Source organism: Minwuia sp. IMCC3009 (genome assembly GCF_029909415.1).
In the GTDB taxonomy this organism is placed as follows: Bacteria; Pseudomonadota; Alphaproteobacteria; order Minwuiales; family Minwuiaceae; genus Minwuia.
The window spans coordinates 4,034,750-4,054,099 of record NZ_CP123781.1 but is presented as its reverse complement, the minus strand read 5'-3'; the positions used below and the strand labels follow the sequence as shown (position 1 = coordinate 4,054,099).

Here is a 19,350-nt window from a genome sequence, read left to right as displayed (position 1 = left end):
GGTTCCCTGTCCCCCCGGCCGACGCGCCAGCGCCTCATTTTCCCCTGTACGGCACATGCACCGGTCCCGCTTCTCCATCAGACACCGTACCATGGAGCGTCCGCAGTCTCGCCCGACGGGAAAGATTCGGGTATCATTCTACCGACATGGATCAGGAGGCCAGTATGCGCCGAGGAATGATGTACCGGGGACTGATAGCCGGGGCAATGCTGCTGCTTCTCGGCGGCTGCGAGGCCCTGAAGAACTTCGAGTCGCCAACCATCAGCGATACTTCAGACCAGTGGTTCACCGGAGACCCCCGCGTCCTGACAGCCGAGGTCGATGTGCCTGCGGGTTACCAGACCGTGGCAGTCTATGCGCGCTACACCCGCCACCACTGGCCCGGCGCGGCGGCGGCGCATGAGGTCGTGGCCCAGCCGGTCGCCGGCGGCACGACCTGGCGCGCGACCCCGCCGCTGGCCCAGGCGGCGCTCCGGGCCGATCACCTGTTCTACGAATGGTTCATCGATTACCGCCTGCCGGGCGGCAGCGAGATCGCCACGGTCCGGAGCGGAAGGAAGGATTTCGTCATCGGGTGCAGCGACGCGAACGTCGAAGCCTCCATCACCACCCTCGGCGTGTTCCTGCGCGCGTTCGACGACATCGAGAACGGGTTGGGCATGGCCGGAGCCGGTTTCTTCGCCGTACCCCACGGCAACGCCAGCCTGGCGCAGATCGGCATCACCTTCGCCGGGGCGAGCAGCATCTTCTCCAACGGCGATGTGCAGATCGGGCCACCCGGCCTGCTGTTCGTTGCCCCCCGCGCGCAGCGGGCGGACGAGAGTGACAGTGCCTATCAGGCGCTGGTCGCCGACCCCAATGGCGACACCACCCCCTATCGCGTGATCGGCGGTGCCTGGGGCAAGGTGATGGACAGCGCCAAACGTCGTCCGACCATGGGCTGTATCCCGTCAAGCGAATGGTTCCTGCATGAGGCGGGCTATCACCTGAACAGCGGCGTCATGGCGCTGCGGCCCCCGACCGAGTCCGTCAGGGGCGAGACCGTGGTCGACAGCCTGTCGCCGGACCCCGCCATCGAGGCACCGACCCCGAACAACGTGCTGATGTGGCATCCGCGAATCTGGGACCTGCATGTCTGGCTGCCGGAGAGCGGCAATGGCCCGCCAACCGTCTCCATCTACACCCCGTTCGACGTGCCGGGCGCGCGCGCCTGCCGGGACATGCCTGACCCGGAATGCACCGCCGCCGTCTTCTTCAAGCCGGAGACGTTCGAATAGCCATCCCGACAGGCTGGCGTCGCCGCCGGTAAAGATGGGATGCTGTCGGGGAACGGCAGTCCCCGTCGGGGGGTCCTGCCCGCAACCCGAGGAACAGGGGAACAGCATGGATCGCGGCAGCATCTTCGAACCCGGCAAGGTGGCCGTGGTCACCGGCGCAGCACTCGGGATCGGCAAGGCACTGGCCCTGCGGCTGGCGGGAAAGGGCATGTCCGTCGTGATGGCCGATCTGCCGGGACCTGACCTGGATGCAGCCTTGGCGGAGGTACGGGCAGCGGCAACGGCGGGGCCGGAGACGGTGCTGGGCCATGCCACGGACGTATCGAAGCCGGATCAGATCGAAAGCCTGAAGAAGGCGACGCTGGCGGCCTTCGGTCAGGTGGACCTGCTGGTCAACAATGCGGTGACCCGCACCGGACGGGGCTTCGATGCCGATCCGGAAAGCTGGCGGCAGGCGATGGAGGTCAACCTCTGGGGACCTGTCACGGCGGTACAGGCCTTCCTGCCCGACCTGCTGGCGAACCCTGCGCCGACAGCCATCGTCAACACCGGCTCCAAGCAGGGGATCACCAATCCGCCCGGTCATCCGATCTACAACATGACCAAATCGGCGCTGAAGACCTATACGGAGGCGCTGGAGCATGACCTGCGCAACAGGCCCGACAACCAGGGTGCGGCGCGGCTGAGCGCGCACCTGCTGGTGCCCGGATGGACCACCACCGGCAAGGCCGAGCACAAGCCCGGCGCATGGCTGCCCGACCGTGTGGTCGACATGCTGCTGGATGGTGTGGCGGGCGCGCAGTTCTACATCATCTGCCCTGACGACGAGGTCACGGCGGAGATGGATGCAAGGCGCATCCTCTGGGCCGCGCAGGACATCACGGAGAACCGGCCACCCCTGTCCCGCTGGCACCCGGATTTCGCGGAGGTCGCGCGGAAAGCCTGCTCCTGAGAGCGGCTCTCCGCCACGACTCCTCGATCAAGCCGATGACCCGCTCAGCGCGGCGGCATGCGGATGCCACCGTCCAGGCGGATCGTCTCGCCATTCAGGATCTGGTTCTCCAGCATGTGGATGGCCATGGCGGCGAACTCGTCGGGACGACCCAGGCGCGCCGGATGTGGCACGCTGGCGCCCAGGTTCTGGCGGATCTCCTCCGGCAGGCGGCCCAGCAGCGGCGTGTCGAAGATGCCCGGCGCGATGGTGTTCACGCGGATCAGCTTCGACGCCAGGTCGCGGGCGGCAACAATGGTCATGCCGACCACACCGGCCTTTGACGCGGCATAGGGAATCTGCCCGATCTGCCCCTCGAAGGCGGCAACGGATGCCGTCATCACGCAGGCCCCCCGGTCACCGTCCAGCGGATCGTTCTTCGCCATGCTGGCAGCAGCCAGCCGCAGCACGTTGAACGAACCGATCAGGTTGGTGTTGATCACCCGGGTATAGGCTTCCAGCGATCCCGGCGTGCCGTCGCGATTGACCAGCCGCACCGCGCCACCGTGTCCGGCACAATGCAGGACGGCACGCAGCGGGCCATTGGCCTCCGCCGCGGCCACGGCGGCCTCCATTTCCTCGCCACTGGTGACATCGGCGGCGACGAAGGAGGCCCTGTCGCCCAGTTCCGCCGCGACATCGGCCCCGGCCGACGTAGGCAGATCGACGATGACGACCGATGCGCCCTTCGCGACCAGTGCCCTGGCACAGGCAAGCCCCAGACCCGACGCGCCGCCGGTGACGAGCGCGGAGGTGTTTTCGAGATTCATGATTTCACTCCGATGGATGTGTCGCGGACATCGTTGCCGCGCCTCTTCGAAATTACCGGGATGGCGGTACCGGCTTGCCTGCCGGTACCGCGCGACCCCTGGACAGCGGTTGCCTAGATCCGTTCGATGATCACGGCGGGGGCCATGCCACCCGCGGCGCACATGGTCACCAGACCACGCTGCAGGTCGCGGCGTTCCAGCTCGTCCAGCACCGTGCCGATCAGGATGGAACCGGTGGCGCCGATGGGATGACCCAGCGCGATGGAGCCGCCGTTGACGTTCACCTTCTCCCGGTCCAGGTCCAGATCACGGATGAACTTCTCCGCCACGACGGCAAAGGCCTCGTTGATCTCGATCAGGTCGATGTCGTCCATGGTCATACCGGCGCGCTGCAGTACCTTGCGGGCCGCAGGAACCGGGGCGTTGAGCATCAGCGTCGGGCAGTCGCCCATGTTCGCTGTGGCCACAATCCGCGCCCGTGGCTTCAGACCGTGCGCCTTCGCGTAGTCGGGGGACGCGAGCAGGATTGCCGCCGCGCCATCCACCACGCCCGACGAATTGCCGGCGTGATGCACGAACTTGATGTCCAGGTCCGGGAACTTCTGCAGCACCAGGCTGCGGTAGGTGGTGCCGTCATCATCCACCGGCTGATCCGCCATGGCGGCGAATGCGGGCTTCAGGTTGGCCAGGTCCGCCAGGGTCGTCTGCGGCCGCGGATATTCCTCCCGATCCAGGGCCAGGGTCCCGTCCTCCCGATGGACCGGCACCAGGCTCCTGTCGAAACGGCCTTCCGCGATGGCCTGCGCGGCGCGCTGCTGGCTGTGATAGCCGAGTTCGTCCAGTGCCTCGCGGCTGATGCCTTCCAGCGTCGCGATGGCATCGGCGCAGATGCCCTGATGGGTCTGCGGGTGATGCTCCCGGAGCCGCTTGTTGCCCCGGTCCATCGTCGCCGGTCCGTCACCGCGCCGACCCGGCATCGACATCATCTCCGTGCCGCCCGCGACCACCAGGTCCTCCATGCCGGACATGATGGTGGCTGCGGCCATGTTGACCGTGGTGATGCCGGAGCCGCAGAAACGGTCCAGGGTCACGCCGCTGGACTTCATGCTGTACCCCGCATCCAGCGCCGCCATCCGCCCCAGGTCACCGCTCTGGGTGTTGACCTGGGCGCTGGTGCCCCAGACGATATCGTCCACTTCCTCGGTATTGATCCCGGTGCGCTCGGCCAGCGCCCGCAGCACGGTCGCGCCCAGCTGCTGCGGATGAATTTCCGACAGCGCGCCCTTGCCATACTTGCCGACACCGCGCGGTGTCCGGCAGGCGTCGATGATCCATGCTTCACTCATGCTCTTGCTCCCCGGCAAATGGAATTCCGTCTGGGGCCACATTAGCGCGCGGGTGCAACCGGTACACCACGGGATTGCGCATGGGCGGTGGCCGGGGCGGAGGCAAGGGCAGGTGCTGCCCATCATCCGATGAACCGATCTAGAGCATCTCCGGCAGGAACGTGGCGATGGCGGGTATCCAGTAGACGATCACCATCGCCAGGATGAACAGGCCGACAATCGGAAAGCTTGCCCGGAAGATGTCGCGCAGATCCACGTCCGGCACCACCCCCTTGAAGGCGAACATGGCATAGCCGAACGGGGGCGTGATCCCGCCGATGACCACGTTCAGCAGCATCAGCAGCCAGAACCAGATCGGATCGAACTGCAGGGCCTCGACCACAGGCAGGTAGATCGGGATCACGACCAGCATCAGCGCGACCTGGTCGATGAACATGCAGAACACGAAGACGATGGCCATCATCAGGATCAGGATCAGGGCGGGGGACAGCTGGGAATCGAGCACCATCGACGCCAGTTGGCCTGTCGCGCCGCTGAAGGCCAGCAACTGCGAGAACATGGTCGATGTCGCCATGATGATCAGGATCATGCTGGCGATGCTCGCGGCCTGGCCGAGACTTTCCCAGATCATCCGCAAGGACAGCTTGCGGAAGATCGCCGCCGTGACGAGCGAGCCGACGACACCCGTCGCGGCCGATTCGGACGGGGTCGCGACACCGGTCAGGATGAAGCCCATGACGGATGCGATGATGATCAGGAACGGTGTGCATTTCAGGATCTGGCGCAGGGCGCTTTCCGCCGGCGCGCCGGTGCCGTCATCCCGGCTGGCACTGGGTGCCAGCGACGGGTTGAAGGCGCAGCGAATCAGGGCATAGCCAAGGCAGAGGATGGAGATCATCAGGCCCGGCAGCAGGCCCGCGACCAGCAAGCCGGCCACCGAGACATTGGCCAGCGTCGCGATGATGATGGCGAGCACGCTCGGCGGAATGATCGGTGCCAGGCTGGAACCGGCGAGGATGACCCCGATGGAGAGCTTGGAATCATAGCCCCGCGCCGCCATGACCGGATAGACGGTGCGCCCCATCATTGCCGCCACCGCCATGTTGGACCCGGACAGCGCTCCGAAGATCGTCGCCAGCGACATGGCAAGGACGTACTGCCGCCCCCGCACCCTGCCGATCAGGCTGTCGACCGCATCGAACAGCACGGCGGTCGATCCGGAGCGGAACAGGATTTCCCCCATCAGCACGAACAGCGGGATCGCCGTCAGCGTGGCGGTCGTCGTCGTGTCGAACACCGAGTTGACGATCATGCTGAAGGCGTTCGGCCCGAGGAACGCGATCACACCGCCGACGTTGATGATGAGGAAGGCCAGAAAGATCGGTACGCCGGAGAAGAAGAGGCCGAGCAGGACTGCGCCTGCGATCAGCAATGTGACCCACCATTCCATCTCTATATCTCCGCCGGAGGGACCGAGGACCGGTCGGGGGCCGCGTCCCGGCTGCATGCGAGACGCAGGTATTCCAGCGACGAGAGCCCGAAACCGATGCCGATCCAGACCGAAACCCACCATTTCGGAATCGGGTGGATGGCCAGCATCTGGATCTCGCGAACGATCTGCCGCATCGTTTCACCGCCCGCGAACCAGGCCATCGCGGCGCAGGCGAGAAACCCGAGCAGGTAGATCAGGCGCATCATGGTCTGTCTGTAGCGATCCGGCAGCGCGTCGACCATGACGGTGACAGCGACCTGGCTGCCGCTGGCGGTGACGTGCGGCATCATCGTGAAGACAACGACGCACAGCAGGTAGGAAACCAGGTCGGAAGACCAGGACGTGGGGGCGTTGAACAGGTAACGGCTGACCACTTCCAGGGCGAAGGCAACAACGATGCCCGCCAGGGCCAGCCTGGAAACATTGTAGCCGACGGCGCGCAGGAACCAGAGGCCCCAACGCGCCGCCGACCACAGATGCTGTAGCAATTGCCTCATCGCCGTGCGCAACCCCCTGGCTGCAGAAGATCACACAGGCTGGCCATCACTCCGTCAATCCGGCCTTGAGCGCGATCGCCCGCAGCTCTGACGCCGCGTCGCCGCAGCAGCCGTTGCCAAGTTCCCAGATGCTGGAGATGAAGGCGCTCTGCACCTTCTCCGCCATCGCCGGGCTCAGCTGCTCGACCTTGACGCCCAGTTCGTCGAGCTTCGCATCCTCTTCCTCCTGGATCCGGTTGCCGATCCAGGGCATCTGCAGTTCGGTCAGCTCACCGGCTTCGAGCAGTACGGACTTCTCCTCGTCCGTCAGGCTGTTCCACTTGTCCAGATTGATGAAGACCGGCTGGGTCGCCGCGCCGAAAGTCGGACGGAGACGGTAGTTCGCGACTTCATAGTGCTTCATCGAGACCATGCCGGCGGCGGGCCACCCGGCACCTTCGACGATCCCCTTCTGCAGCGCGGAGTAGATCTGGGATCCGGGCAGGACCACCGGCTCGGCACCCAGGGCGCGGATCACACCATGGTAGGTCGGGGTTCCCCGCACCTTGCGTCCGCTCAGATCACCGGCATCGGACAGCGGCTCCTTGGTGAAGAGGTGATAGCCGTACATGCTGACGGACATCATCGCCACCATCTTCAGACCGTGCTTCTTCTGGTAGAACTCATCAACGTAGCTCCACACACCCGACTCCCGCCGCGCGATGGGATCGACGTCGATGGCATCGACCGTCAGCGCCAGACCGCCTTCACCGGCGTGAAACACCGGGTGGGTATAGAGCGCGTCGAACACCCCGGACGACACCGGCTGCAGCTGTTCGAAGATCGGTACGACTTCCGGGCCACTGATCCTGAAGGTGACCGTGTCACCGCCAATCGCCCCGACATTCTTGATGTACTGTTCCAGCACGGCATATGTCGGCTTCTGCGTCGAGTTGAAGCTCGACAGGATCTTCAGTTCAGCAGCGTTCACCGGCTGCAGCGCGGCAAGACCGGTAACGGCGGCAACGGCCAGCGCGCGCACCCTGTTCGATCCCGCGAGATCCGCACATCTGCCGAGTGACGTCTCCAGTAGATTCCGTGCAACGTGAAGCATTCAACCCTCCTTGCTTGCATCATATGCCCAAATTACGGGCACTCGATTTTCCCTTGGTCATTTTTTGAGCATTATTGCCCAGAAAATGCTTGTGTCGGGCCTTTTAGTAAGTAACTTATTACTTACTCGCGAGAAGCGTGCCAGTTTCCGGCACGGCCACAATTGACCAGAGGCGTTGGATCATCGATGTCAGAAGCACCGGACGGTTTCGATCTGAGCAGGTATCTCGCCGCAGCAGCACGCTGGGAACCTGCGCTGGATGCCTGGGCGCACAGGGAAGCGCCCGCGGACCTGCAGCAGGGCGGTCATGCCGACGGCCCACTCGCGGGCGTGCCTTTCGGTGTCAAGGATGTCATCGACGTCAGGGGACAGCCAACGCGGTTCGGCAGCAATGCCTTTGCCGATGCGGAACCGGCAGTCGCCGACGCGCCCGTCGTCAGGGCCTTGCGCGCCAGCGGTGCCGTGCCGGTCGGCAAGACACGAAGCACGGAATTCGCTTTCATCGACCCGACCACGACCCGAAACCCCTTTGATCCGGAAAGGAGTCCCGGCGGGTCGAGCAGCGGCTCCGGTGCGGTGGTCGGCGCGCGTGTCGTGCCTTTCGCCCTCGGCACGCAGACGGCCGGCTCGCTCTGCCGTCCGGCAACATACTGTGGCGCGCTCTCCTACAAGCCGGGCCTGGGTGTGCTGCCGCAGACCGGTATGGCCCCGCTGTCGCACAGTTTCGATGCCATTGGTGTCATCGCCGCCACCCCCGGCTGGCTTCGCAGGGTGTTCAGCGTGCTTGCCGCGGACTTCGCCATTCCCACGGCCCCCGCGACCGACCGGCCCCTGAGCATCGGATTGCTGAATGTGCCGGAGCAGTCACCCGGCCCCGGGATGCGCCAGGTCATGTCCGACGTCGCGCGCGTGCTCGGCGAACAGGGGCATGGGGTCACGCGGGTGGAATGCCCGGTGTCCTTTCCCGACATGATCGACAGGCACCGGACCGTGATGCTGCACGAGATGGCGCGGAACCTCACGCACGTGGTGCAGGGGAAGGAAGAATTCCTGCAACCCCGTTTCAGGAACGCCCTCGCCGATGGTGCCCTGATCTGCGACAGTGTGCGCGACGAGGCCATGAACTGGATCGCGCAGGCACGGGCGGCATTCTGGCCGACACTGTCCGGCTTCGACGTCCTGCTGTCCTGTCCGGTGCCGGATGCGGCGCCGAGGGGGCTCGCCACCACCGGCGACCAATCCTACCTGACGCCCTGGACCGCACTGGGGGGACCGCTGGTCTCCCTGCCGGCCGGGCTGGATGCCGACGGCATGCCACTGGGAATCCTGCTGTCTGCTGCACCTGGCCAGGACGGATTCCTGGTCAGTGCCGCGCTCAGGATCTCGGCAGCCCTTCCCGCCATGGCTGCACCAACCTGCCTGCCCCTGCGGTCCTGACCGCAGACTCAGGATATGCCGTCACCATCCACGCCCAGCATGCGCAGCACCATCACCTCCACATGCTTGCGCCGTTCGGCGATCCAGTCGGGACTGCTCAGGTCGGTCTGGAACACGGCGGAGAGCGTATGGACGTTGCCCATATGGTGCGCGCTCAACGCCACGATCGAGATATAGAGCTGCAGGGCATCGACATCATGGCGGAACACCTTGCTCTCCCGCCCCCGGGCGATGACATCGGCGATCTGGCGGATCAGCGGAGATGACATTTCACTGATCGTCTTCGACTGGCTGATGAAGCGGCCGCCGACCAGGTTCTCGTTGCGACCGATGTCGATGAACAGCCGGTTGGTGGAGATATGGTCCCAGGTGAACCGCGTCAGCCGCCTGATGGCACTGAGGGGTGGCAGCGATTCGAGATCCAGCCCCTGTTCACGCTGCCGGATGTCGCTGTAGACCCCCTCCAGCACCTCCAGGTACAGGTTCTCCTTGCTCTGGAAGTAGTGGTACAGCATCCGCATGTTGCACCCGGCGGCCTTGACGATCCGCTCGACACGCGCGCCATCGAAGCCGTACTGCGCGAACTCGTTCGCCGCCGCCTCCAGCAACGCACTCCGCGTCTGTTCGGGATTGCGTGCCCGGGTTGCCCTTGCCACCTCTGATGTCTCCCCTGCGATCCTGTGGCCGCGATAATGCGGCGAGACCGGCGGGGCGTCCATGATGCAGCTTCACGCATGTGCCGGCCCCCTGGCGTTTGACCCGGCCGGGCACACGGGCGAATCTGGGTCACGCGCCGCAGACCGGCTGTTCCGGACTTTCGCGCGGACGTTCTGAAACCGGGGAGGGATTCGGATGAACAACAGTCTCTGTGAGATGTTCGGGATCGATGTGCCGATCTTCGCCTTTTCCCACTGCCGCGACGTCGTCGTGGAAGTGTCGAAAGCGGGGGGCATGGGCATTCTGGGTCTGGCGCGCCAGAATCCGGAACGTCTGGAGGCGGAACTCGACTGGATCGACAGCCACATCGACGGGCGCCCCTATGGCGTGGATGTCCTGATGCCCGCCCGCCTCGACGATACGGGTGGCAGCAAGCTCGATCTGGATGACCTGCTGCCGCAGGACCATGTCGAGTTCGTTCGCGACATGCTCGACAAGGCCGGGGTGCCAAGACTGCCCGAGGCCGACGAGATGGCCATCAAGCGGGAGATCCTCCAGGGCATCAATTTCACACCGCGGGAGGGACTGGAGCTTCTGGAGGTCGCCATGCGGCATCCGATCAAGGTGATCGTCAATGCCCTCGGTTCACCCCCGCCTGAGCTGGTGGCGCAGGCGAAGTCCAGGGGCATCAGGCTTGGCGCACTGGCAGGCAAGCCGCGTCATGCGCTGAAGCACAAGGACGCCGGGTGCGATTTCGTCGTCGCCGTGGGCAACGAAGCGGGCGGCCACACCGGCGACGTGACCTCCATGATCCTCTGGCCGAGCATCGTCGATGCCGTGGCGCCGCTGCCCGTGCTTGGCGCCGGGGGCGTGGGCCGGGGACGCCAGGTTGCCGCCGCGCTGGCGCTGGGCTGTGAAGGTGTCTGGACAGGCTCTGTCTGGCTCAAGACCGTACAGAGCGAGGTCACGCCCGAGATCAAGCAGAAGATGTTCGATGCGGAAGCAAGCGATTCCGTCTGGACACGGACTGTCACCGGTAAGCCCTGCCGGACCCTGAACAATGCCTTCACCCGCGCCTATGACGCGGATTCGGCACCGCCCCCCCTGCCCGCGCCGCTGCAGAACTATCTCTGGTGGCAGGAAGGCCGCACCCGTGTGGAGCGGGTCCGTGCGCACGACTTCCTGACCTACCCGGTGGGCCAGCTTGTCGGCGACATGCAGGAGGAGACGACCGTGAAACAGGTGGTCTACGAGATGATCGACGAACTGCTGGACGCCCGCGACCGCATGAACCGGATGCTGGGCTGACCGGACGAAGGGATGCCGCGGAGCGCGGCCGGTGCCGAAACCGAACAGCAGACCTTTCTAGATGTACATGTCGCGCAGATTGTAGTCCCGGACGACGGTCCTGCGGGCCTCCTCGCTCCAGCGGTTCCGGTCTTCCTGACCGATGCCGGGGCGATAGACGTAGGACGTCTCATCCGGAAAGCGCTGCCGTCGCGCATCGATGCCGACGGAGATCATGCGGCTGCGCTCCCTGACGCGTTCCTCGTCGAAGGTGACTTCCTCGCCGGACAAGAGCTCCGTTGTCACCCCCAGCACCCGCGCGCGGGCGAAGAAGCCGGCATTCACCGTCACCCGCCTGTCCGGTGACGAGTTCGCGAAGGACCCGTGCACGAGCTGGCGGTTGGTCATGATGACATCGCCGCTGTCACAGACCAGCGGCACGGCCCCGTCGATCCGCTCGGAGCCGCTTTCCGCAACCAGCCCCGCGATGTCGACCCGGCCCAGCCTGTGGCTGCCGGGCAGCACCCACACGCCATTGCCCGGCGTGCTGGGGTAGAGCTGCGCCATGAAGTTGAAGCCATGCGCATCCATGTCCCAGTCCGGCGCATCCCAGTGGGTGGTGCCATCCTGATGCCAGGCCACGGACGGACCCAGGCCCGGTTCCTTGATGAAGACGACCTCGTTGTAGGGCACGAAGTCCGCGCCCAGCACCGCCTCGCAGGCGGCGAGCAGTCCCGGATGGCCATAGAGGCGCAGGCAGGAATCCATCAGCTGCAGGTTGCCGTGCAGCAGCTCGATGGTCCATTCGGGGGCACCGTCTGCGGGGGTCGGTTCCGCCACCTTCACCGGATGTCGCCCCTTGTTGCGGCTGGTGCCGCCAAGGGGGTCGCTGAGCGGACGGGCGAAACGATAGGGCGAGCGGGCGAAGTCCTGGCCGAGCGCGGGATTGCCGTCCCTGTCCTGGTCACTGTCCGGCGCCACCGGCGCCCGGGCCAGCGTCCGCTCCATGTCGCCACGCAGATCCGCAAGCTCCTCCGGCCCGATGGCATCCTGGAAGACATAGAAGCCATGCTCCCGGTAAGCCGCCAGGATGTCCGGATGCAGCCCGCCCGAACTGTCCAGCCTGATCGGCCCGCGATTTCCCAGCGCCAGCGCCCGGCGTTCCCCTGCCGTGATATAGGCCGCCATACCCGACGCATGTTCCTCGGCCGTCAGCGGGGCAGCGGTATCGGGCGCATTCATGGTCACATCACCTTGTCCGGTTCACGGGCTCCTCGGCCCCGACCAAGGCTACCGCAAGGGCGCGGGCCGCGCATCATGCGAAGAGCAGAGGGCGGACTGATCAGGACGAAAGGAGAGCCGGGCAACCTGCAGACGTGAATTCCAGGGCGCGCAGGTCAATGTGATCGCCGTCAGGTGAACGGGTCCTCGACCTTGGGCCAGAAATTCCCGTCGCGCTTGGTGAAGGGGATGATGGTCATGTCCGGCGTCACGGTGCCGGGCGTGCGCACATGGATCACCTGTGGGCTGATACGTTCGAAGTTCTGATAGAAGTGGTTCGTGGATTTCGGGATCAGGGCACGCATCCGGGTGATGTCGATCCCGAGATCGGTGTAGACCGAGGGTGAGAAGTTCTGGGTCCGGATCGACGAGACGATCAGGTGCACGCCGTCGGCGTCCAGCCAGACGCCTGTCCCCATTGGCATGTCGGCATCGCCCAGTTTCTGGGTCATGTTCTCCCTGATGCCGCGCACGGTCACTTCAAGGTCCACCGCTTCACCGGACTCCTTGCATATCTTCCCGCCCAGCCGCACGTGCATCCGCGCGCCGACACCGGCATCCTGACACATGGTCACCAGCACCGGATCCCAGAAGATGCCATGCGCGATGTCCTTCATGCCGCGCTTGAGGATTTCCTGGAGGAAGAATGTCGCATCCGAGGGCGCGCCGCCCCCGGCATTGTCACCCATGTCGGCCAAGGCTATCGGCCCATGGTTGGCGGCGGCAACGATGTCCAGCGCCTTCTGGATATCGGGGTAGTCCATCCGCAGCCCCTCGCGGATATCCCAGAGTCTGTCGGCAAACGACTTCGCCGTGCGCGCTGCCTTGTCGGCGTCACCGTCGGCAATGACCAGTGTCCTGGTGCCGACGTCGGCGACATCGGCCCAGGGGAAGCCATGGGTCAATGACACGGACAGGATTCCGTCCTTCCCCTCGGCGTCCTTCATTTCCTGGACATAGTCCCTTGCCGCGCCCTTCATGGTCTCGATGATGGTCAGCATCCGGCAATCATGGGCCCGCATCACCGGTCGTGTCCTGCCCTCGGCGGCGTCGGCGGCCATGATGAACAGTTCGCGCGCGCGCTCGGGCGCGTCGACGTGAGGATATTCCTTGTAGCTGATGATGAGCGAGGCGTTGTCGAGCATCGCCTGGGTGAGATGGTTGTGCGGGTCGAGTTCGATCCCGATCACCCTGTCCGGCCCCATGATGGCACGAGCGCGGGCCAGCATGTCGCCTTCGCAATCGTCGTAGCCGTCGGCGACCATGGCGCCATGCATCGACAACAACAGGACGTCCGGCCGGTGCCTTTCGATATCGGCGAGGATCTCGTCACGAAAAGCCTCATAGACCGCCCGGACGGTGATGCCTGCAGGCTGTGCCGCCGCGCAGAGGCTTTCGGCCACTTCCCAGCCCTTCTCCTCACCCATGCGGCGCCATTCATGAAGCGGCGCGCTGAACAGCATCGCGGGCTCACTCGTTGCTTCCCGGCTGACCATCCCCGCCTCAAAGGCGAGTCGTCCCGTGAGCATCGGCGAGAACGTGTTCGTCTCCGTGGCGAGACAGGCGACAAGCAGTTTCATGGGCTCTTTCCTCGGTCGTCTCCTGGAATGGGGCAGGCGAGAGAGCGCGTGCGACACCTCATCCGAAGACCGGAATGGCGGGCCTGTAGCAGGAGTGGGAACCGGGTGATTGTCGCCCACAGCCCCACAGACGCCAGAATGGCCAACGGGGCCTGATCACTGGACCGTGCGCCACAGACTGGCGCACGGTCCGGGGTGGATCAGGCGGGATTGCCGATGATGGCGTTCAGCGTCTCGGAGGGGCGCATGACGGCGGCGGTTCTTGCCGCGTCGGGGTGATAGTAGCCCCCAAGCTCCGCCGGGCGTCCCTGGACAGCGGCGAGTTCGGAAAGAATCTTCGCCTCACCCGACGCAAGGGCATCCGCGATCGGGGCGAAGTGGGCCGCGAGCTCGGCATCGTCTGTCTGGCCGGCCAGGGCCTCCGCCCAGTAGCGGGCAAACCAGTAATGGCTGTCGCGGTTGTCCGGCTCGCCGACCTTGCGGGAGGGGGAGCGGTCATGGTCGAGAATGCCCTGCGTCGCCTTCTCGACTGCATTGCCAAGGACGCGCGCCTTCTCGTTGCCCTTGGCGTCGGCGAGGAAGATCAGGCTTTCGCCAAGCGCGCAGAACTCACCGAGACTGTCCCAACGCAGGTGGTTCTGCTCATTGAGCTGCTGGACATGCTTCGGCGCGGAACCGCCCGCACCGGTCTCGAACAGTCCACCGCCGTTCATCAGCTTCACGATCGACAGCATCTTGGCGGACGTTGCCAGTTCGAGAATCGGAAACAGGTCCGTCAGATAGTCGCGCAACACGTTGCCGGTCACGGCGATGGAATTCTCACCCCTGGTGATGGTTTCGAGCGATGCGCGTGTGGCTTCCCGCGGGGCCATGATCCTGAACCTGTCCGCCACGCCGCGCGCTTCAAGGATCGGCTTCACGTAGGCGATCAGTTCAGCGTCATGCGCCCGCGCCGCATCCAGCCAGAAGATCGCTTCGCAGCCTTCGGCTTTCTGACGCGAGATCGCCAGATTGACCCAATCCTCGATCGGCGCCTGCCGTACTGACGAGGAGCGCCAGATATCGCCCGCTTCGACGGCGTGCTGGTGCAGGACGGTGCCGTCATCGAGGATCATCTTGACCGTGCCGGCCTCGGCGATCTCGAACGTCGTCGGGTGAGAGCCGTATTCCTCGGCCTTCTGCGCCATCAGGCCGACATTCTGGACCGTTCCGGCAGTGGCCGGGTTCAGCTTGCCGTTCTCCTTGAAGAAGGTGATCGTCTCATCATAGACCGTCGCATAGGACTGGTCCGGGATCACGCAATTGGCGTCCGCTTCCTTGCCGTCAGGGCCCCAGCCCTTGCCGCCTGCACGAATCAGGGCAGGCATCGAGGCATCGATGATCACGTCTGACGAGACGTGCAGGTTGGTGATGCCCTTGTCGGAATCGACCATGTACATCGGCGGGCGCGCGGCCATGCAGGCGTCGATGTCGGCCATGATTTCCGCGTTGTCCCTGACCCGCGCCAACAGGTCACCAAGACCGGAATTGGGATTCACGCCCAGTGCGGCCATCGCATCCCCATGCTTGTCGAAGACCGGTGCAAGGAAGGCGCGGACCGCGTGGCCGAAAAGAATGGGGTCGGACACCTTCATCATCGTCGCCTTCAGGTGCAGCGAGAAGAGGATGCCCTGTTCCTTCGTCTTGTCGATCTCGGCGGCAAGGAAATCCTTCAGCGCGGCAACGCTCATGAAGGTCGCGTCAACGACCGTGCCTGCGGGATACTCGAGCCCCTCCTTGAGAACCGTCTCGCCCGAGGCGGTCTCCAGCACGATCCTGGCACCGGTTGCGGCACCCAGCGTTGCCGAGGTCTCGTTCGAGAAGAAGTCATTCCCCGACATGGATGACACGTGAGTCAGACTGTCGGCTGACCAGTCGCCCATGCTGTGCGGATTGGCTTTCGCGAAGTTCTTCACGGCTCTCGCAGCGCGGCGATCGGAATTGCCTTCGCGCAGAACCGGGTTGACCGCCGAGCCCTTGATCGCGTCGTACCTGGCCCGGGCGGCTTTCTCATCGTCCGTACCGGGGTTTTCCGGATAGTCGGGAATGGCATAGCCCTGCGACTGAAGCTCCTTGATCGCGCTGACAAGCTGGGGCACGGATGCGGAGATGTTCGGCAGCTTGATCACGTTCGCCTCGGCCGTCGTCACCAGACGGCCCAGTTCCGCCAGATCATCGGACTGCCGCTGGTCCTCGTTCAGATGTTCGGGAAAGGCTGCCAGAATGCGCCCGGCGAGGCTGATATCCTTCGTCCCAACGCTGACGTCGGCGGCTGCGGCAAATTTCTGAATGATCGGCAACAGTGAAGCGGAGGCCAGCTCCGGTGCTTCGTCAACCTTGGTGTAGATGATATTGGGCATGGCGTGTTCCAACTTGCAGCATTTGAAGATCTGATATCCTGAACGGTATAGAACGTCAGCGTTCGACAGTCGAATGCGGTGTGACGTCGCCGACGTGATTCCGCTCCCTGCCTCGGTCCGGGAAACCCCGGCGGAACGTGACGGCTTCAGGCGGGGCGGTTTCAGGGGAGCAGAGAACTGGAGGCGCGCAGCGTCATGTTCCTGCCAGGCTGAATATCGGCATGTCCCGTCGCGGAACCCCCGATCACCTTGAGTCCAGTCCCTGATCAATTGCGCCTGTGCGCGACGCATGCGATCAATGCGGTATCAAGATACGACAATGTGGATTGCAGAATGAAGTCTCGCTTCCTTGCTGGCCTCGCCCTCACGTTGTTGCTCTCTCCGATGAGTCTCGCCGACACACGGCCACCATGGCTGCCGATCCATCTAACTTCCCCTTTTTCGCCGGGGCAGAAATGGGCGCGGATCAAGGATGGACGGGAACTTGCCGAAACCTTCGACCAGCTTGGCTATTCGCTGACGACTGTCAGGGAACGCAAGACGCTGCCGCCGGTCTACACATTGTCCGTTCCCTCCGGGTTATCCGAACTGCTGACCCGTCAGAAGACAGACACATTTATCCGGCTGGTGCTGCCGCATGCCCAGAAGGTCAATGCGGACATACTGAAGGTTCGATATCACCTTCAGGCTCTGGGCAGATTGGGACACGCGGGCGCCATCGAACGGAACTGGCTCGACGGGCTGGGGCGGGAGTACGGGATCGGGCGGGGACCGGACGTCAACGCGCTGCTGCACCGGGTCGATGCGGTTCCGATATCGCTGATCCTGGCGCAAGCCATTGTCGAGAGTGGCTGGGGAACCTCACGCTTTGCACGTCAGGGCAATGCCCTCTTCGGCGAGCACGGTCCGTCGCCGGTTGATGGCGATTTCATGCTATCCAGGAACAACAATGTGAAGGTGGCCCGTTTCGACAACATCTACCACGCCGTCGCTGGCTATGTTCACACGATCAACGCGGGCCGGGCCTACGAACGCATCCGAAAGCTGCGCTCGGAAGCCAGAGCCACGACACGAGAGGTCGACGGGCACGAACTGGCCGGCGGTCTTGGAGACTACTCGGAAATCGGCGACCAGTACGTCAAGCGTCTGCGTAACCTGATGGCCCATTATCGCCTGGCGGACTACGATCCGGTGCGACTGGACACAACCATGCCTCCACTCCTGCTACGGGTCGGCGGCGCCACGGATTGAGTGGCCCGGTGACGGTTTGTGGAATCGATATTTCCGCGAGAACTTTCAGAGTCGTGCCCCCTGTTCCGCAGAATGATGGTCTGGACGCCGAACCCAGCCTCGGGAGATTCTTGGGCAATGAACTCTGTTCAGGTGCGTATCCACGGTCTCTGGATGACGCGCGACACTCGCCGAACACCCGCAAAGGCGAAGGACAAACGGATTCCACGCCCCACGCACTCTGGATACCGGTTCGCGTTGGAAGAAGTGGTGGGCCCGGCAGGACTCGAACCTGCAACCAGACCGTTATGAGCGGTCGGCTCTAACCAATTGAGCTACAGGCCCAGCAGGGGCGATTTATACTGGCGCGGGGTTGGCCCGCAAGTCCGTTTCGACAAGTGCGGCACTGTTCGGAACCTGCCACGGAATGCAAAGAAAAGATCAAAAACTGGTCAGATGCCCAAGAAATATTCGTGGGCGGCGGACTTCGCGAAACATCCCGAAACCCAATGCGGCCTATTTACTCATCCCTGTTGCGAGCGGCGGATGCGCGTGCTCCACTTGAGGCCAATCTTGAATGTTTGAGGGGCGCCAGGACGCAATGACACCCTATGACGAAATGACGGCCAATGACGGCTCGGTGCGCGAAGCCTATCGCGAACTGGAGCACTGGCTGACCACCACCACTGTCGAGACATTCCAGAACAAGCGCAAGGAAGCCGACCTGCTGTTCCGCAGGCTGGGCATCACCTTCGCGGTCTATGGCGAGGGCGGAGATCCGGAGCGGCTGATCCCCTATGACGTTGTCCCCCGGGTCATCACCGGCGCCGAATGGAGCGCGATGGAAAAGGGGATGGAGCAGCGGGTGAAGGCGATCAATGCCTTCCTGAACGATGTCTATGGCGACCAGCAGATCTTCCGCGCCGGACACATTCCGCGCGACATCATCGAAGCCAACGACGCCTTCGTGCCATCCATGATGGGCGTGACGCCGCCCGCCGGAATCTACGCCCATATCGCGGGTGTCGACATGGTGAAGGCCGACGGCGAGTTCTACGTGCTGGAGGACAATGTCCGCACCCCGTCCGGCGTGTCCTACATGATGGGCAACCGGGAAGCGGAAATGCGCCTGTTCCCCGGCCTGTTCCGACAGCACCGGGTGAGGCCGGTGGACCATTACGCCGACTTCCTGCGCGACACGCTGCGCTCCGTCGCGCCCTACAAGGACCGGGAACCGAAGGTGGTCGTGATGACCCCGGGCCGGTTCAATTCCGCCTATTTCGAGCATGCCTTCCTGGCCGATCGCATGGGCATCGAGCTGGTGGAGGGCGCGGACCTGTTCGTGCGCGACGAGGTGGTCTACATGCGCACCACGCGGGGGCCGCAGCGCGTCGACGTGATGTACCGCCGCCTGGATGACGAGTTCCTGGACCCGCAGGCGTTCCGCAAGGATTCGCTGCTGGGTGTGCCGGGCCTCGTCTCAGCCTATCGCGCCGGCAACATCGCCATCGCCAATGCCATCGGCAACGGCGTCGCCGACGACAAGGCGATCTATGTCTATGTGCCGGAGATGATCCGCTTCTACCTGGGTGAGGAGCCGATCCTGAACAACGTCCCCACCTACATGGGCCGCAGGGACGACGAGCTGAAATACATCCTGGAACACCTGGACGAGCTGGTCGTGAAGGAAGTTCACGGCTCCGGCGGCTACGGCATGCTGGTGGGACCGGCCTCGACCAAGGCGGAGCAGGAGGCCTATGCCGAGCGCATCAAGGCGGACCCGACGGGCTTCATCGCCCAGCCGACCCTGGCACTGTCCACCTGCCCAACCTTCGTGGGGTCCGGGGTGGCACCCCGGCATGTGGACCTGAGGCCCTTCGTGCTGAGCGGCGCGGACCGGGTGCGTATCGTGCCCGGCGGCCTGACACGTGTTGCCCTGAAGGAGGGTTCGCTGGTCGTGAACTCCAGCCAGGGCGGCGGAACCAAGGACACCTGGGTGCTGGAGGACTGATC

Annotated in this window: 15 protein-coding genes and 1 tRNA gene; 6 read left to right on the top strand and 10 right to left on the bottom strand. The window is 64.4% G+C overall.

The window, feature by feature from the left end; all coding sequences use genetic code 11:
* The first annotated feature begins 164 nt into the window (after positions 1 to 164).
* Positions 165 to 1,277 carry a hypothetical protein gene (locus QGV55_RS18940; RefSeq protein ID WP_281019077.1) on the top strand — a complete coding sequence of 371 codons (1,113 nt, stop codon included), beginning with the start codon at positions 165 to 167 and terminating at the stop codon, positions 1,275 to 1,277.
* 106 nt (positions 1,278 to 1,383) lie between these two features.
* On the top strand, positions 1,384 to 2,229 hold the full coding sequence (locus QGV55_RS18935) for an SDR family NAD(P)-dependent oxidoreductase (RefSeq protein ID WP_281019078.1): 846 nt from the start codon (positions 1,384 to 1,386) through the stop codon (positions 2,227 to 2,229).
* 44 nt (positions 2,230 to 2,273) lie between these two features.
* Here the strand turns inward: QGV55_RS18935 and QGV55_RS18930 are convergent, their stop codons facing one another.
* From QGV55_RS18930 to dctP, 5 genes are all read right to left on the bottom strand, one after another.
* Positions 2,274 to 3,038 (bottom strand): SDR family NAD(P)-dependent oxidoreductase, encoded by a 765-nt coding sequence (locus QGV55_RS18930; protein WP_281019079.1) that lies wholly within the window; start codon positions 3,036 to 3,038, stop codon positions 2,274 to 2,276.
* A gap of 113 nt (positions 3,039 to 3,151) precedes the next feature.
* The gene (locus QGV55_RS18925) at positions 3,152 to 4,384 is read right to left on the bottom strand and encodes an acetyl-CoA C-acetyltransferase (RefSeq protein WP_281019080.1); all 1,233 of its coding nucleotides are present in this window, start codon (positions 4,382 to 4,384) and stop codon (positions 3,152 to 3,154) included.
* A 139-nt stretch (positions 4,385 to 4,523) separates the two neighbouring features.
* Positions 4,524 to 5,834 carry a TRAP transporter large permease subunit gene (locus QGV55_RS18920; protein ID WP_281019081.1) on the bottom strand — a complete coding sequence of 437 codons (1,311 nt, stop codon included), beginning with the start codon at positions 5,832 to 5,834 and terminating at the stop codon, positions 4,524 to 4,526.
* Positions 5,835 to 5,836: 2 nt separating this feature from the next.
* Positions 5,837 to 6,364, bottom strand: a complete 528-nt coding sequence (locus QGV55_RS18915; protein WP_281019082.1) for a TRAP transporter small permease — start codon at positions 6,362 to 6,364, stop codon at positions 5,837 to 5,839.
* A gap of 55 nt (positions 6,365 to 6,419) precedes the next feature.
* Entirely contained in the window at positions 6,420 to 7,466 is a 1,047-nt protein-coding gene (dctP, locus tag QGV55_RS18910) for a TRAP transporter substrate-binding protein DctP (RefSeq protein WP_281023628.1), read from the bottom strand.
* A 186-nt stretch (positions 7,467 to 7,652) separates the two neighbouring features.
* Here dctP and QGV55_RS18905 point away from each other — a divergent pair, with 186 nt between their 5' ends.
* Positions 7,653 to 8,903, top strand: a complete 1,251-nt coding sequence (locus tag QGV55_RS18905) for an amidase (RefSeq protein WP_281019084.1) — start codon at positions 7,653 to 7,655, stop codon at positions 8,901 to 8,903.
* Between the two features lie 8 nt (positions 8,904 to 8,911).
* Here QGV55_RS18905 and QGV55_RS18900 read toward each other — a convergent pair whose 3' ends face one another.
* Positions 8,912 to 9,622 carry a TetR family transcriptional regulator gene (locus QGV55_RS18900; RefSeq protein ID WP_281023627.1) on the bottom strand — a complete coding sequence of 237 codons (711 nt, stop codon included), beginning with the start codon at positions 9,620 to 9,622 and terminating at the stop codon, positions 8,912 to 8,914.
* A 133-nt stretch (positions 9,623 to 9,755) separates the two neighbouring features.
* On the opposite strand from QGV55_RS18900, the gene QGV55_RS18895 reads away from it, so the two are divergent.
* On the top strand, positions 9,756 to 10,868 hold the full coding sequence (locus tag QGV55_RS18895) for a nitronate monooxygenase family protein (RefSeq protein ID WP_281019086.1): 1,113 nt from the start codon (positions 9,756 to 9,758) through the stop codon (positions 10,866 to 10,868).
* Positions 10,869 to 10,925: 57 nt separating this feature from the next.
* On the opposite strand, the gene QGV55_RS18890 is transcribed toward QGV55_RS18895, so the two are convergent.
* The 3 genes from QGV55_RS18890 to QGV55_RS18880 all read right to left on the bottom strand — a co-directional run bounded on the left by QGV55_RS18890 (position 10,926) and on the right by QGV55_RS18880 (position 16,107).
* Entirely contained in the window at positions 10,926 to 12,089 is a 1,164-nt protein-coding gene (locus QGV55_RS18890) for a phytanoyl-CoA dioxygenase family protein (protein ID WP_281019087.1), read from the bottom strand.
* A gap of 170 nt (positions 12,090 to 12,259) precedes the next feature.
* On the bottom strand, positions 12,260 to 13,708 hold the full coding sequence (locus QGV55_RS18885; RefSeq protein ID WP_281019088.1) for a M81 family metallopeptidase: 1,449 nt from the start codon (positions 13,706 to 13,708) through the stop codon (positions 12,260 to 12,262).
* Between the two features lie 200 nt (positions 13,709 to 13,908).
* A complete protein-coding gene (locus tag QGV55_RS18880; protein WP_281023626.1) occupies positions 13,909 to 16,107 on the bottom strand; it encodes an NADP-dependent isocitrate dehydrogenase in 2,199 nt (732 codons plus the stop codon).
* Positions 16,108 to 16,440: 333 nt separating this feature from the next.
* Here QGV55_RS18880 and QGV55_RS18875 point away from each other — a divergent pair, with 333 nt between their 5' ends.
* Positions 16,441 to 17,358, top strand: coding sequence for a glucosaminidase domain-containing protein (locus QGV55_RS18875; RefSeq protein ID WP_281019090.1), 918 nt, complete (start codon positions 16,441 to 16,443; stop codon positions 17,356 to 17,358).
* Between the two features lie 247 nt (positions 17,359 to 17,605).
* On the opposite strand, the gene QGV55_RS18870 is transcribed toward QGV55_RS18875, so the two are convergent.
* Positions 17,606 to 17,682, bottom strand: a tRNA-Ile gene (locus QGV55_RS18870).
* 256 nt (positions 17,683 to 17,938) lie between these two features.
* Between QGV55_RS18870 and QGV55_RS18865 the strand changes: the two genes are divergently transcribed.
* A complete protein-coding gene (locus tag QGV55_RS18865; protein WP_281019091.1) occupies positions 17,939 to 19,348 on the top strand; it encodes a circularly permuted type 2 ATP-grasp protein in 1,410 nt (469 codons plus the stop codon).
* Positions 19,349 to 19,350: the final 2 nt, after the last annotated feature.